This window comes from Micromonospora chokoriensis (assembly GCF_000718555.1).
GTDB classification, from domain to species: domain Bacteria; phylum Actinomycetota; class Actinomycetes; order Mycobacteriales; family Micromonosporaceae; genus Micromonospora; species Micromonospora chokoriensis_B.
In genome coordinates, this window is sequence record NZ_JOAN01000018.1 from 80,384 (window position 1) to 95,250 (window position 14,867).

Consider the following 14,867-nt stretch of genomic DNA (forward strand, 5'->3'; position numbering starts at 1 on the left):
TCTCGAAACAGTCTTATAACTGTCTCGTTATGCTGTCGTCAGGTGGCGGTAGACGGTGGCCCGCGACACCCCCAGCGCGGCGGCGATCGCGTCCACCGAGTGGGTGCCCGCCGCGTGCATCCGCCGGGCCGCCTCGACCTGCTCCCGGCCCAGCGCGGGCGGCCGTCCCGGCCGTCGACGCCGGCTCGCAATCCCCGCCCCGCCGGCCACGTCCGGTGGCGTCGTCGGGCTCGTGCCCGCCGCGGCCGCACCCCTCGCGGTCGCGTGCGTCGGGGTTCCGCGCGCCGGCCGGATCGTCGTGCCCGGCTCGACCACGGCGTCCCGGTGCGCCGCGACTGCGGCGTCCGCAGGCGGGCTGGTCTCGACATTCGTGGGCAGCGGGGCCAGCAGTCGGCGTACGCCGTCGAGCATGTCGGCGCGCAGCACCTCGTCGGACACGTCGGTGAAGAAGACGATCGGGTCGCTGCACGCGGCCACCGCCTGCACCGCGAGCACCCGCTCGCGGCGGCCGGCATCCGGCCCGGCGATGAGGTCGTTGGCCCGCATCGCCACCTCCATGAGGCGGTGGTACGTGTCGCCCCGGCCGACCAGCGCGATGTCGTGGAAGAGCATGCCGAGCGGCCGGCGGTGGGCGAGCATGATGTCCACCCAGCCCTCCAGCACCGTCCACCGGGCCAACTCGGTGGGCTGCGTCCGGGCCGAGTCGAGCAGTGCCTCCAGGTCCGCCACCAGGGGCTCGACCAGGGCGGCGAGCAGATGCTCCTTGGCCGGGAAGTGGTACAGGATCGCGGTCTTGGTCAGCCGCAGCCGTTCGCCGATCTGACGCAGCGAGGTGCGCTGGTAGCCGTGTTCGGCGAACAGGTCGAGCGCGGCGCGCAGGATCCGGGTGCGGGTGTCGTCCGCGGGATCGGCGGTCATGTCGGCAAGCCTAGCCACGTCCTGACCGGTGGGCACGATCACCGTTGATTTGCCTGACCGCCGGTCAGTACAGTGGGGACGGTCGACGCACCCAACGCAGGAGGGGCCATGCCCGTCATCTCGATCACCAACCTGGTCAAGAAGTTCGGCGTCATCCGGGCACTCGACGGGTTGGATCTGCACGTCGAGCAGGGGGAGGTGCACGGCTTCCTCGGGCCCAACGGCTCCGGAAAGTCCACCACCATCCGGATCCTGCTCGGGCTGCTCCGCCGCGACTCCGGCGACGCCCAGGTGCTCGGCGCCGACCCGTGGCGCGACGCGGTCCGCCTGCACCGCAGGCTGGCGTACGTGCCGGGCGACGTCAGTCTCTGGCCCAACCTCACCGGCGGGCAAGCCATCGACCTGCTCGGTCAGTTGCGTGGCGGCCTCGACCGGCGTCGCCGCGACGAGCTGCTGCACCGCTTCGACCTCGACCCGACCCGCCGCTGCCGCACCTACTCCAAGGGCAACCGGCAGAAGGTCGCCATCGTCGCCGCCTTCTCCTCCCCGGTGGAGCTCTACGTGCTCGACGAGCCGACCTCCGGCCTCGACCCCCTGATGGAGGCGGTGTTCCAGGACGAGGTGCGGCGGATCAAGGAGGCCGGCTCCACAGTGCTGCTCTCCAGCCACGTGCTCGCCGAGGTCGAGGCGCTCTGCGACCGGGTCAGCATCATCCGGGAGGGCCGCACCGTCGAGTCCGGCACCCTGGCCGAGCTGCGCCACCTCACCCGTACGGCGGTGACCGTCGAGACGGCCCGTCCGGTCAGCGGCCTGGACGCGCTGCCCGGCGTGCACAACCTGCACGAGGCCGACGGTCGTATCCACCTGGAGGTCGACCCCGCTCACCTCGACGAGCTGCTCGGCCAGCTCATCCGCTTCGGCGTCCGCGCGCTGACCAGCACACCACCCACCCTGGAACAGCTCTTCCTGCGCCACTACGGCGGCGACCCCGCCGCCGCTACCACGGGCGCTGACGCTCCCGCCGCCAGCGTCCCGGCCGCCGATGCGCAGGCCCTGCAGGGCGGTGCGCGGTGAGCGCACTGACCGGCACGACCCTGCTGGCCCGGCTCGTGCTGCGCCGCGACCAGATCCGCCTCGCCGTCTGGATCGTCGGCACACCGCTGCTCGGCTACGCCCTCGCCGGCAGCGTCGCCGGCGTCTACCCGGTCCAGGAGGCCCGGCTGGGCTACGCCACCACCTCGGCGTCCAGCCTGGTGGCCCGCGCCTTCAACGGCCCCATCCACGGGACCGACCTCGGCGCCGTGGTGGTCGCCGAGACGTACGTGACGCTGGCTCTGATCGTCGCCCTGCTGAGCACCTTCGCGGTGACCCGGCACACCCGGCAGAACGAGGAGACCGGCCGGGCCGAACTGCTCGGCGCCTCCGTGGTCGGCCGGTACGCGCCGCTGACCGCCGCGCTGCTCGTCACCGTCGCGGCGAACGCCCTGGCCGCCGTGCTGCTCGCGGTCGCGCTTGTCGGCGCCGGCCTGCCGCTCGCCGGCTCCGTCGCGGCCGCCGCCGCGATCGGCGGCGTCGGCGTCGCCTTCACCGCCATCGCCGCGGTCACCGCCCAACTCTCCGTCACCTCGCGCGGCGCCAACTCCCTCGCCGCCGCCGCCGTCGGACTCTCCTTCGTGCTGCGCGCCGCCGGCGACGTCTTCGGCTCCCAGAGCGCCGACGGTACCCAGGTGCGGAGCGCCTGGCCGTCATGGATCTCCCCGCTCGGCTGGGGCAACCAGGTACGAGCCTTCGACGGTGAACGCTGGTGGGTGCTCGCCCTGCCCGCCGCGCTGCTGCTCGCCGGGGTGGCGCTGGCGTACACCCTCGCCGAGCGACGCGACCAGGGGGCCGGGCTGATCGCCCCCCGACGCGGCCCGGCCACCGGCGCGCGACAACTGCTCAGCCCCGCCGGGCTGGCCTGGCGGATGCAGCGCGGCGCGCTGCTCGGCTGGGCGGTGGGGGTGGCCGTGCTCGGCTTCTCCATGGGCGTCGCCGCCGACGAGTTCAACGACATGATCGACGCGAATCCGGCCGCCGCCGAGGCGATAAACGCGATGGGTGGCGGCGCCGGCCTGGTCAAGTCGTACCTGGCCGCGATGCTCGCCCTCTTCGCCCTGACCATCGGCGCGTACGTCGTGCAGGCCCTGCTGCGCGTACGCGCCGACGAAGCCGACGGGGTGCTGGAAGCCGCCCTCGCCACAGCGGTCAGCCGCACCCGTTGGCTCGGCACCCAGGTGCTCGCCGCGGTGCTCGGCGCCGTCGCCCTGCTGCTGCTCGCCGGCGTGACCACCGGCCTCGGCTACGGCGTCGTCACCGGCGACCCGCTCGGGCAGGCCGTCGAGCTGGGCGGTGCTGCGCTGCTGCGGCTGCCCGCCCTGCTCGTGGTGGCCGGGGTGGTGACCGCGATCTTCGGGCTGCTGCCCCGCTGGTCGGTGGTGCTGTCCTGGACGACGCTACTGGTCTTCCTGCTCCTCGGGCAGCTCGGCGCGGTGCTGGAGCTGCCCCAGGCCGCGCTCAACGTCTCCCCGTACACCCACGTGCCGGCCGTGCCCGCGGTCGACCCGGCGGCGCTTCCCCTGGTGGTGCTGGCGGCGGTGGCCGCGGCCCTGCTCGCCGTCGGCGTGGCCGCCTTCCGCCACCGCGACGTCCCGTCCTGACCAACGGCTCGGGCGTCCCGATGATCGCTGGCAGCTCAGCGACTCGGCACGCCGACGTCAGCCCTGCTGAGCTGCCACCGATCACCTGACTAACACACGTGGGGTCCGACCGGGCGTTGTACACAGGTCGGTGGCTGTCCACAGAGGGCCGGCAGGTGCGGTTGCGGTGGGCTTGGGTAAGGCTTCACGGTTCCGTGCGTGAACTCGGTGCTTCGGGAACTCGTGGAGCTTGGCGGTGGGCTGGTGACGCTCGGGACGGCCGGGCAGGTGGTGCCGTCGTGGACGCTTCAGCAGGCTTGCCGTAACGGCGAGTTGGTGCGGGTTCTGCCTGAGGTATTCGTGGCGGCGCACCTCGTCGGTGGGCGACCCGGCGTTCCGGTTCTGAGTCGACTCGACCCTGCCCTGAGCCGGCGGGCGGCTCTCGCCTGGGCCGGCGCCTACGGCGCGCTCAGTCATCTCAGCGCGCTCGCCGTGTGGGGACTGCGCCCCGAGGTGGTTGGTGACCCCGTGCACCTGAGTGCGTCGGCGAGCGCGAGCCTGCGCACCCGACCCGGAGTGATCGTGCATCGACGCCGCGGGCTGACCATCGAGCCGCCGCAGGTGATACTTCGGCGGGGCCTGATGGTCACCCGCCTCGAACAGGCCCTCGTCGACTCGTGGCCGACGATGCCGCCCACCGACCGGCGGGCGTTGGTGATCCGAGCGGTCAACGACTGGCTGACCACACCCGAACGGCTGTCGGCGGCCCTGGAGCGGGTGCCGAAGCTGATCGACCGGGCGGCGCTCCGGCATCTGCTTGCGAAGCTTGCCGACGGGTGCCGCAGCCCGCTCGAAATCTGGGGTCAGGAGCACGTATTCACCGGTCCGGGGATGCCGACGTTCCGCCGGCAGGTGTCGGTCCGTGTCGGGGGCCGCTTGGTGTACCTCGACATGTTCGCCGAGCGGGAACGGGTCAACATCGAACTCGACGGGGCCACCACCCACGGCAGCCCTTGGCAGCGCGAGATCGACCTGCGCCGTGATGCCCTACTGGCGGCCGTTGGGATCCTGGTCGTCCGCTTCGCCCACCGCCGCCTCGTGCACGAGGCCGAAGCGGTACGCCGGGAGACCCTGGCCATCCTGGCCATCCTGGCGGCCCGCCGGAACTGATGCGGGTGTTGTTCGGAGACTGATAGACCATCATGGGTCTTGCCGAGCAGGACTTAGCGCAGGTGCGAACCTCGCACGACAAGCGCGGCATCAATTGGTGCTCGCGGTCCACGTCCGATCGCTGTCGTCCAGGTGGCCGACACGCTGAAGCTGTGCCACATCGTGAACGATGATTTGGCGATAGCCCGTCTGAATGACTCCCGCCTGCCGGAGTTCACGGAGGGCCTTCTCCACCGTCGGCTCTGCGGCACCGCAGAGTGACGCCAGCTCGGGCTGAGTCAGCGTCACTCCGACGGTACGACCGGCACCGGTGATCTCGCCGTGTGTCGTCGAAAGTTCGGCCAGAACCCGGGCCAAGCGGATCTTTGCCGGGTAGGCGGTGAAGTCGACTCGGCGTTGGTTCGCCCACCGGAAGCGGGCCGCAGTGGTTCGTGCCAGGGCGAGCGCGGCGTCTGGCTGATCGAGGAGGAAGGGATGCCAGTCTCGCTTGTGGATGACGCTGATCAGGCCCACGCCGCATGTTGTAACCGTCGCTGTCCGTGGCGTGTCATTGAGTGCGGAGATTTCGCCGACCACGTCGCCTGAGACGCGGATGGCCAGGAGCGCTTGACGGCCATCTGTCATGTTGACGGTCACCTTCGTAATGGCTTCTCGGAGAAGTATCAGGTGGCTCCCGGTGTCTCCCTCCCGCAAGATGTGGTCGCCAGGCCTAACCGAGACAGTCGTTCCCAACGCAAGGAGGCTGGCTCTGGCCTTCGAACTCAGGCAGCCAAGCAGGGTGCCGGGAGGCCAGGAAAGACTCACCGACGGCTGGTCGTGGTTGCGTCGCATCTCAGTACCCCGTTCGTCGGCAGGCGCCCCTGCTCGTGGCGGATGCACAGGGGCAGCCATTGGACGCATTGTTTCTGATGCGAAGTGCCCGCAGAAGCTCCCCGCTGCCTCTATCAATTACCCATTACGGCGATGGTCAGCCAAACTAGGCCAGTGCAGCTGGCAGCCGCGCTCCAGGGCATCGCAGATCGCACCCGTTGGTGCTTCGTGAGCGCGATATCGGCGAGGACTGTCGCTAGGAGCCATGCTTCGGCGGGCTCCCCACCTGCGTCAAGTTGTGGCGGCGCGACGCGGACGGCACGTAGCGCCGGGAACCCGAACCTGTTGGGTGAGGGAGGCCCGGACGTCTGAGGCCGAAAGCCGATTGCGAGATGTCGCGTCGCGATCAGGAGAGTGGTCAGGAAGAACAGACCGATGCAGTACACGACCATGGCGACGTGGCGACCCGCAGCAACGTGTAGGACCACGGGTGCCTGGCTGATGATGAGGGTCACCACGGAACCATGGAAGGCGAACATCCTAGCGATCTTGGTGTCGGCATGCCGGATGGAGTCCTGGTGTAGGTGGATCGCAGCGAGCGCCCGCTCAACGTCCGTGTCGGGCCGCGCGTACCTCAGCCGATGGCGCGTTGGAATGGTCATGGGTCCAGGGAAGATGAGGAGCGGCGGCGGTACCCCCTCTCAGTACGGGTTTCCGCCTTTCCGACAGGTGTTCATCTGCTTCCTGACAACCCGTACTTCGACGGGTTTCCCACCGTCCGCCATCGCTATAAGTGAGATGACCACAACCTGCGGGGCGTGAGGGGACGAGATGTCAACGTTGCAGCCGGACCGTCGACTGATGATGTTCGTGGACATGGAGAGCTACAGCCGGCACGACGACGCCGGCCAGGTCAACGCCCAAACGAGCTTTCGCCTGCTCATGCAGAGAGCGGCTGAGCAATGCGGGCTTGAGCGGGAGGGTTGGGAGATCCAGCCCACCGGCGACGGGGAGCTTGCGCTCTTCCCGCTCGGTACGCCTGAACCCCGGGTCGTTGCCGACCTCGTGCCCGCCATGGACAGGATTCTCCGCGACCACAACCGTCATGCCGGTCAGCACGCGCAGGTTCGGATGCGGGTTGCTTTCCACCAGGGACTGGTGACGAAGACGGAGAACGGTTACGCCGGCTCTGCGGTCGTGACCGCGGCTCGCCTGGTAGAGGCACCCCCGTTGAAGGACGCGTTGGCATCATTCCCCGAGGCGGCGGTGGCGATGATCGTCTCCTCCACCCTTTATCGAGAGGTGGTGAGCCAGTCGTACAGCGGGATACGGAAGGAGCGTTACGGTCGGGTCAGTGTCCACGTAAAATCATTCGGCGAGGAGGCGTGGATCTTCGTTCCCGACGAGAACATCAATTCGGCGAGAGTCGTACCTCTCGGTGCGACTACGCCGGCACCCCGGCCTGACGCAGGCGGCGCAGGCAGGGTGCAGGCAGAACTGGCAGGTGGGAGCCGGTTCGATTTCGGCAGTGTGGTCAACCACGGTCCGGCCGTCTTCGGCGATCAGGGTCAAGCGTGGGGTGCGGCGGCCAGGCGGACTGACGGGGACGGGCGACAGTGAACTCCGACCCGGCGGTCCGCCCGGCGCCTGAGGGTACGCCTGCGGCCGAGTCCGCCGCTGAGCCGGCTGCACCATCCGCCCCCGCCGGCTCAGATTCGGCAGATGGGTCCTCTGGTTCGCAACAGGGGCTGCATCCTGAGGCAAGCCTGGATGGCAGCGACCAGCGAGATCCCGAGGACCTGACAGACGCAATCGACGAGCGCAACGATGATCGTGACTCGCTCGGCGACTTCATCCGTTCCAATCCCACCCTTCGCTCCTTCGTGTCACGCAATGGCAGCGGATATCGGATCGAGGATCTGACCAACGCAGGTCCCAGTGCGTTCGGCGATCGGGCAACGGTCATCGGGAGCATGTTCGTTGGGTCGGATAGTCCGAAGGCAAGACTCTTCGCCGATCGGATTGCCGACCTGACCACTAGGCGACGAACTTTCGTCCGGCCACGTCACTTTGCTGAGTTGCAGGACCGGTTGCGGCGTCATCGAGTGGTGGGACTTGCTGGTGCTGTCGGCAGCGGCCGATCGACAGTCGCCTGCGTCGCCCTCGCAGAACATCGCGGCCACGACAGGGTCATGGAGATAGTGCTGCACCCCGGACTGGACGATGTTCGGGTGATCCGGGAACAGCCCGACCTTCTGAAGCAGGGGTTCGGCTATGTCGTCAAGGTCGGTGGCCGGCAGGTCCGAGGCACCCTTCGGTCCGTCGAGGCAGTGTTCGAGGAGAGGGACTGCAGCGGTGTCATCATTCGGGACCTCGATGACCCCGAGGCATCCATCCACCGGGCGGAGGTGTTCCATCACTCGGCCTCGCCCGCAGACGTCTTCCACCAGCATCTCCTGCAATACCTCGGCGACAAGTGCGTCGGAAGCTGCGCCGACTGCGATCGCAGTTGCGGGAGTGCGTACGCCTCCAGGATGCTCACGCCGGAGGTACGTCGATTGCTCGACCTGCTCTCCAGGCCTAGCGAGTGCGTCCTGCATGCGGAAAGGATCGCGCGCGAGGTCCCCGCAGACGCTGCTGGCGTCGCCGCTCTGTTGCCATCGGAGGACAAGTGGCATCGCGATCGAGCAAGGCAGATCCTCCTGCTGCCCGACGACAAGGAGATGGTCTTTCAGAACAGGCCCGTTCAGCATCGACGAGCACTCAGGATCGCCTACGCCGCATTTGCCGGACAATCAATGGCCAGGGTCTCGGAAGGGGCTGGGCTGCTGCTCGGCAAGCTTGACCGACTCTTCACCGAGCCGGCCATCGGCCGACCTGCCCTGCTCAACGACATCCCCGCGTTGCTGGGTCAGGAACTCGGGGCGGGCTGGCACGACAGGGTCACGGAGAGGGCGTCCTTACATACGACCACCAGGGTCGCCCAGGCTGCCCCCGAGCTGGTGAGAGCCATCCTCGATGTTGCCTGGAACGATTTCGACAATACCCGCCCAGCCCTCATCGAGTGGGTCGACGAACTCGCCGCCCACCCGGCCCGCGGGTTCAGCAGTTGTGCCGCTGTCGCCGCGGCCATCTTCGCCACTCACGACTTCGATCAGGTCTACGAGGAGGTGATCGGGCGTTGGGCCAGGGACCGGAAGCGGAGGCTACGGAAGGCGGCTGCAGCTGCGATGGCCTCAGCCGCGAACCTGGACGGTGCGGTAGCGCTCGGTTTCACGGTGAGCCCGCGAGTCAGAGCCGATGTCGGTAGAAAGCTGGAGTGGCTGGCCCACTCCAACTCGGCGATGGAACGCGACACAGCAGCGATGGTGTGGGGGATGGGTTACATACCACGTCATCCGGTCCAGACAGCAAGGGCCCTCACTGCAGTGGCGGCCAACGCCAACGCGTCATCCGGTTGGACCGTCTCGGACGCGATCGAGAAACTGTCCGGAAGATACGGCAGTGCATGGACGATCGATGTTCTCGCCTGGTGGCTCGACAGCGACAACGATGCGCTCCGTGCGGGTGCTACTCGTGCCTTTCTGAACTGGTTGGACGAGCCGCGCACCGGAGGCGCTGATCAGCTCGTGGCTCTTCTGGATGCCGAGCCCTCGATGGTCGACCGGGTAGCCACGCTCTGGCGAGTCGTGCTCATCGATCCCGAATACTCGGTCTCCGCATGGCGCCACCTCGCCGTTTGGATGCGCAGGGGTTCCCGCGACGCGCGTCTCAACGAACCCATCCGGGCACTCGCAAGGCAGCTGGCCGCTGAACATGCGATCCGTTCCCGTCTGCGCTACTGGCTCTCTCGCGCCTCAATGACGCCCCCATCCGCCGCCTGATCCAGGAGCCGCCATGACAGCCGAGAATCAAGGTTCCCCGGCGTTTGGGCTGCACCATGCCCGGGCCGGCATCCGCCTCCTGCTGAGCCGCGTCCGAGCTGCGTTCGCCTATCGCGAGCGGCCGCCGGCACCGGACCTCACCCAGCGCCGCCGCCACCCGAGACCGGTCGTCGTGCCGGCTCGCGGCTACGTCTTCACCTTCGAAATACACCTGGTCCTCACCTGGTACTCGGAAGGCTTGAGGGAGGACCAGCTCGGAGCGTGGTCGCTGCAGTTCGCCGACCTCGCCCGTAGAGACGTGGAACACCAGGCAGCGAATCTCGCTCGGCATTTCCATCCTCACCAGGCGGGTGCCCTGGAGATCCAGCTCAACCGTGAGCTTTCGCGAACTCGTCGGCGTTACGAGCGCCAAGGGATTGTGTTGCACTGCAGGCCGGAGGTGCGGGTGAAGCTCGACGAGGAGGTAAAAGCGGAACTCCGACATGCCCACCTGCAACGGCTGAGGGAGGAGAGCGAGCACGAGCTGCGGCTCCGACGGATCCAGTTGACCGACCAACTGACCCAACGCTGGATCGCACTGATCGATCGTCTACGCCAAAGCCCTCTGGCGCACGCCGCCCTCCGTCTCAGCGATCGGGATCTCGCCGACATCCTGGACGAATTCGTTCTGAAGGAGGAGCGGTCGAACGTCGAGCAGCTGGCTTTTCGTTTAGAGGAAGCCCTGCGCCGTAGCGGCCGGGTCGGGCAGCCCTTGGAAGAGCACGAGGCGACGGAGATCATCAAGCTGCTGGATGACATCCTCAGGGAGGAGGAGACTGCCCCTACTCCTGCCGCTTCCCGGATGAACGGGAATGGGCGACACACGGCGCCGCCCGCGGGCCGTTCATGACAGGCGGTGAAACAAGAACACCCAGAAGCGGGCGGCGGGCCGCCGTCTATCGGCCGCCTCACCCTAGGATCTCTGGAATGCAGGAGGGCCGTTGGACGACGATCACGCCGTCGCAGTTCGCGCACGAGCGGGAGGCGCTGGCGCACGTCCAAGCGCTGCTGCCGGACAGTGAGCCCTACCGCGCCTGGTCGAACTTCACCTTCACCGCCCAGACCGGGCACCCCTACGAGGTCGACCTGTTGGTCGCCGCGCCCGGCGGCCTCTACCTCATCGAGATCAAGAGCCTGAACGGCCGCCTACGGTCCAGCGGCTCTAACTGGATCCTCCAGGGCCCGAACGGCACCCGCACCTTTGACAACCCGCTGCATCTGGCCGACGCCAAGGCCAAGAAACTCAAGTCGCTGCTCCAAGTGGCTGCCTCGCGACGCAAGGGTCAGCAGGTCAGGATCCCGTTCGTGCAGGCGGCGGTGTTCCTCTCCAAGTCTGGCCTGCGGGTAGAGCTGTCGGACCATCATCTGCACGGCATCTTCGGTCCGGAGCCGGCCCCGGGTCACGAACCGGGGCCGTTGCCGACGATCACCTCGCTGCTGCAGCGTCCACCGCAGGACGAACGGCAGCGGGTCACCAAGGAAATGTCGGCCGCTTTGCCCGACCTCCTCGACGCCGTGGGCATCGCCCGTAGCCGCCGGCACTACCAGATCGGCGCGTGGGAGTTGGAAACCCGCCCGTTCGACATCGGCCCCACCTGGCAGGACCACCAGGCGCGGCACCGCGACCTGGAGCGCGAACGTCGCCGGGTGAGGATCTACCTGGTCGAGCGCAACGCCGTGCAGACCGAACGGGCCAGCATCGAACGTGCCGCCAAGCGCGAGATGCTGGCCCTGCACGGCATCAACCACCCGGGCATCGTGCAGGTCGACGCGATGGAGTCGCACGAGGCCGGCCCGGCGCTGATCTTCCGGTATGACCCGCGGTCGGTGCGTCTCGACCACTACATCGCCCAGTACGGCGACCGTCTCGACGCGCTGAGCCGACTCGCGATGATCCGACAACTCGCCGAGACGGTGGCGTACGCACACGGTCGACGGCTGCACCACCGTGCACTCTCTGCCCGTAGCGTGTTGGTGAACCCTGGCCGGACGCGGCGTGGTGGCATTGACGACGAAGCGTGGCTGACACCTCAACTACAGATAAGTGACTGGCAAGCGGCGACCCGAAGCGCGGACAGTGCTGGTGGCAGCAGTGGCCAGCCAGTGACTCTCTCCTCGCACGCGACAGCTCATATCGAGCGCTCCGCCGAGGCGTACCTCGCGCCGGAGTTGACCGCGCCGACGCCGGACGCGGTGGCGATGGATGTCTTCGGCTTGGGCGCACTGGCGTACCTGATCCTGACCGGTCAACCACCGGCCACGAAGCGCCCCGAACTGCTGGCCCGATTGGCCCGGGACAACGGTCTGCGGGCCACCGCTGTTGCCGACGGCATCAGCGAGTTCGCCGACGAGTTGATCCAGGCTGCCACCGCACCGGTTCCGGCCCAGCGGCTCACTACGGTCGCCGACTTCGTCGAGATGCTGCAGCTCGTCGAGGACGAGTTGACCAGTCCGCCACCGGGCTCGGCGCACCCGGAGGAGCCGGCGCACGAGCAGCCCGACCCGCTCGAGGCGCGTGGGGGCGACCGAGTCGGCGAGTGGAAGATCGTCCGCCGCCTCGGCACCGGCTCGACCTGTCGGGCGTTCCTCGGCTTCAACGAGCGCACCCGGCGGGAAGAGGTCCTGAAGGTCGGGCTCTCCGACGAAAAGGGTGCCCGGCTGGCGCACGAGGCCCGGGTGCTCGGCCCGCTCACCGACTCCCGGGTGATCCGGCTGGCCCGGCCGGAGCCGTTGCAACTGGGCAACCGCACTGTCGTAGTGCTCGAACACGCTGGCGACCACACGCTGGCGCGCAAGCTGCGCGACGACGGCCGGCTCACTGTCGACGAGTTGGAGACGTACAGCGACTACCTCTTCGGCGCCCTCGACTACCTGGAGGGTGAGGGCGTCTACCACCGCGACATCAAGCCGGACAACATCGCCATCCGGATCCGGCCCAACCGCACCCGGCAGCTGGTGCTCTTTGACTTCTCCCTGGCCGGAGTCTCGGTCAAGGAGATCACCGCTGGCACTCCTCGCTACCTGGACCCGTTCCTCGGCACCGCCAACCGTCAGGTCTACGACAAGCACGCCGAGTGGTACGCGCTCGCGGTCACCCTGCACGAGATGGCGTCCGGAGAGCTGCCGGTCTGGGGCGACGGCGGCACCGAACCGCAACTCACCGACGGTCCGCCGGTGCTGGCCGCCGAGGCGTTCGACCCGGCGATCCGCGACGGCCTTGTGGAGTTCTTCCAGCGAGCACTGCACCGGGACCACCGTCGACGCCACGCGTCGCTGAAGGACCTGCGCGACGCCTGGCAGGACGTGTTCCGCCGCTCGGACGCGAGCACCCCGGTCGGCACCGATCACCCAGACGTCGACGAGCCGGACGAGCAGGTCGCCGCGGTGGCCCGCGACGAGGCCGTTGGCAAGGCGACCCGGGCCACCACGCTGGAGGCCGCCGGTCTCACCCCACGCGCCGTCTCGGCCGCACACCGCCTGGATGCCACCACCGTCGGTGAGCTGCTCGCGGTCGCGAACAAGCTCGCGCACCTGCCCGGTCTCGGGGCGAAGACCCGCCAGGAGCTGCAACGCCGGGTCAAGGAGTGGCGACAGCGCCTGGGGGAGCGGGAAACGCTGCCCACCACGCCCGCCGCCCGCAAGGCGGCAAGCGAAGAAGCGGCCACCGAGACCTCTTCCGGTCACGGCGACACCGATCTGGTACGCGTCGGTCTGGACGCCATCGCCACACTGCTCGTCCCGGCGAAGAACGGCCGCAACGCCACGGAGATCGAGGGCACCCGGCTGCTGCTGCACCTACCCGACGAGTCAGGTGCGCTGCCGGCGTTGCAGCTCTGGCCGCAGCAGCCGCAGGTGGCCACCGCGCTGGGCGTCACCGCCGGTCGGGTCGCGCAGATCCTCGGCAAGCAGCGCAAACGCTGGCACGAGATCCCGGTAGTCGGCAGCGTGCGTACCCAGATCATCGAGCTGTTGCACGACGGCGGCCGGGTGATGGGCGTCGCCGAACTGGCCGCGGCGCTGCTCAGTAGCCGCGGCTCGGTGCGCACCGGCGACGCGCTGCGTCTCGCGGTGGCCGTCGCGGCGGTACGCGCCGCCGTGGAGGTCGACGCGCTCGCCGACGAGCCACGCCTGCTGCTGCGCCGGCACGCCCGCGCCGACATCGACGGCAAGCCGCACCCGCGCGGCGACCGGCTTCTAGTGGCGCTGGAGGTCAGTGATGACGACGCGCCGGACACCCCGGCCGCGCCGGCGCTGCTCGACTACGCCGACGCGCTCGGCAAGGCCGCCGACAAGCTCGCCGCGAGTGAGGTGCTGCCCAGCCCCGCAACAGTGCTGCGTACCCTCGCGGCGGTGACCGCACCCGGCGGCGCGGCTGAGGCGTTCGACGAACGGCGACGGGTGGTGCTCGCCGCGGTGGCCTCCGAGCGGGCCGCCGCCACCGCGCGGCTGGAGCTCTACCCGCGCGACCTGGACCCGGTGCGGGCGCTACGGCTGGCCCAGGCCGGCGTGGTGCCGCCGACGAGCGCGTCTGATGGTCGGAAGGGGCTGACTCCAACGCACGTCGCGGACCGGGTCACCGCGCGCTTCCCGGAGCTGGACCCGCTGCCGGGTCACCCTAAACTGGATCGGCTGCTGGCCGAGGCGGGCTTCGAGCTTCGCTGGGACCGCGACCGGTACGTCTCGCCACCGCCCCGCGCGGCCTCGTCCTCGGTGTCGATCATCCAACGGCGCCCGTCGGTCACCGCCGCACCGAGCCGGTGGACGGCGGACTCTCCGGAGTTGGCGGCGGCGATGCGCGCCGAGGAGCGGCTGGCCGGCGCGCGGTCCGCGGGCGGGTTCCGGGCGCTGACGGTACGCCTCGACCGCTACCACCTGGCCCGGGAGGAGTTGGCGCGGCGCTTCGACGCCCGGCCGGTCAACGTGGCGTCCCGCTTCCTGAATCACCTGCACGCCCTGGTCGACGCCCGCCCGAAGCCGACGTGGGAGACCGTGCTCAGCGCGGACATCGCCCAGGAGGGGTCGCGGCCGGCGATCAAACTGGGGGAGTACGTCGAGCAGGCGTGGCAGCTGACCGTGCCATCGCTACACGCCTCGCTGTCTGCTGCGGAGGGGCCGGTGCTGCTGCACGACGCGGCGGTGCTGGCGCGGTACCGGGCGATGGAGCGGCTGCACGAGGTGGCTGACGCGGCGCGCGGTGGGGCGGGAGACGTCTGGCTGCTCTGCCCGATGGAGGATCCGGCGCTGCTGCCCAAGCTGGACGGTGCGGTAGTGCGGGTGGGTGACAACGAGTGGATCGCGCTACCGGACGCCTGGGTCGTCAACGCCCACCGGAGTTCTGCCTCGGCCTAGTGCGCTCAGTGAGGCTGGAGCT

Annotated in this window: 9 protein-coding genes; 7 read left to right on the forward strand and 2 right to left on the reverse strand. The window is 69.1% G+C overall.

The annotated features are described in order from the left end of the window. Positions 1-27 precede the first annotated feature (27 nt). The gene (locus tag IF46_RS0123655) at positions 28-918 is read right to left on the reverse strand and encodes a TetR family transcriptional regulator (protein WP_030490566.1); all 891 of its coding nucleotides are present in this window, start codon (positions 916-918) and stop codon (positions 28-30) included. Between the two features lie 108 nt (positions 919-1,026). Between IF46_RS0123655 and IF46_RS0123660 the strand changes: the two genes are divergently transcribed. The 3 genes from IF46_RS0123660 to IF46_RS0123670 all read left to right on the forward strand — a co-directional run bounded on the left by IF46_RS0123660 (position 1,027) and on the right by IF46_RS0123670 (position 4,763). Further along, positions 1,027-1,992 (forward strand): ABC transporter ATP-binding protein, encoded by a 966-nt coding sequence (locus tag IF46_RS0123660; RefSeq protein WP_051724105.1) that lies wholly within the window; start codon positions 1,027-1,029, stop codon positions 1,990-1,992. Further along, positions 1,989-3,614 carry an ABC transporter permease gene (locus IF46_RS0123665; RefSeq protein ID WP_030490568.1) on the forward strand — a complete coding sequence of 542 codons (1,626 nt, stop codon included), beginning with the start codon at positions 1,989-1,991 and terminating at the stop codon, positions 3,612-3,614. Before IF46_RS0123660 ends, IF46_RS0123665 begins: the two co-directional genes overlap by 4 nt. A 198-nt stretch (positions 3,615-3,812) precedes the next feature. Next, positions 3,813-4,763 carry an endonuclease domain-containing protein gene (locus tag IF46_RS0123670; protein ID WP_051724106.1) on the forward strand — a complete coding sequence of 317 codons (951 nt, stop codon included), beginning with the start codon at positions 3,813-3,815 and terminating at the stop codon, positions 4,761-4,763. 90 nt (positions 4,764-4,853) lie between these two features. On the opposite strand, the gene IF46_RS0123675 is transcribed toward IF46_RS0123670, so the two are convergent. Continuing rightward, the gene (locus IF46_RS0123675) at positions 4,854-5,663 is read right to left on the reverse strand and encodes a Crp/Fnr family transcriptional regulator (RefSeq protein ID WP_332261501.1); all 810 of its coding nucleotides are present in this window, start codon (positions 5,661-5,663) and stop codon (positions 4,854-4,856) included. A gap of 741 nt (positions 5,664-6,404) precedes the next feature. Here IF46_RS0123675 and IF46_RS0123685 point away from each other — a divergent pair. The 4 genes from IF46_RS0123685 to pglW all read left to right on the forward strand — a co-directional run bounded on the left by IF46_RS0123685 (position 6,405) and on the right by pglW (position 14,845). Beyond that, a complete protein-coding gene (locus IF46_RS0123685; RefSeq protein ID WP_157563379.1) occupies positions 6,405-7,193 on the forward strand; it encodes a hypothetical protein in 789 nt (262 codons plus the stop codon). Next, positions 7,190-9,457, forward strand: coding sequence for a hypothetical protein (locus tag IF46_RS0123690; RefSeq protein ID WP_157563382.1), 2,268 nt, complete (start codon positions 7,190-7,192; stop codon positions 9,455-9,457). Before IF46_RS0123685 ends, IF46_RS0123690 begins: the two co-directional genes overlap by 4 nt. Before the next feature lie 13 nt (positions 9,458-9,470). Further along, a complete protein-coding gene (locus IF46_RS33385) occupies positions 9,471-10,346 on the forward strand; it encodes a hypothetical protein (RefSeq protein WP_051724109.1) in 876 nt (291 codons plus the stop codon). Positions 10,347-10,423: 77 nt separating this feature from the next. Further along, a complete protein-coding gene (pglW, locus tag IF46_RS0123700; protein ID WP_030490575.1) occupies positions 10,424-14,845 on the forward strand; it encodes a BREX system serine/threonine kinase PglW in 4,422 nt (1,473 codons plus the stop codon). Positions 14,846-14,867 lie beyond the last annotated feature (22 nt).

Excerpts from the sequence above, each read along its gene's own strand:
- IF46_RS0123655 (WP_030490566.1), bottom strand. The coding sequence starts at position 918 with ATGACCGCCGATCCCGCGGACGACACCCGCACCCGGATCCTGCGCGCC.
- IF46_RS0123660 (WP_051724105.1), top strand. The coding sequence starts at position 1,027 with ATGCCCGTCATCTCGATCACCAACCTGGTCAAGAAGTTCGGCGTCATC.
- IF46_RS0123675 (WP_332261501.1), bottom strand. The coding sequence starts at position 5,663 with ATGCGTCCAATGGCTGCCCCTGTGCATCCGCCACGAGCAGGGGCGCCT.
- IF46_RS0123685 (WP_157563379.1), top strand. The coding sequence starts at position 6,405 with ATGTCAACGTTGCAGCCGGACCGTCGACTGATGATGTTCGTGGACATG.
- IF46_RS33385 (WP_051724109.1), top strand. The coding sequence starts at position 9,471 with ATGACAGCCGAGAATCAAGGTTCCCCGGCGTTTGGGCTGCACCATGCC.
- pglW (WP_030490575.1), top strand. The coding sequence starts at position 10,424 with ATGCAGGAGGGCCGTTGGACGACGATCACGCCGTCGCAGTTCGCGCAC.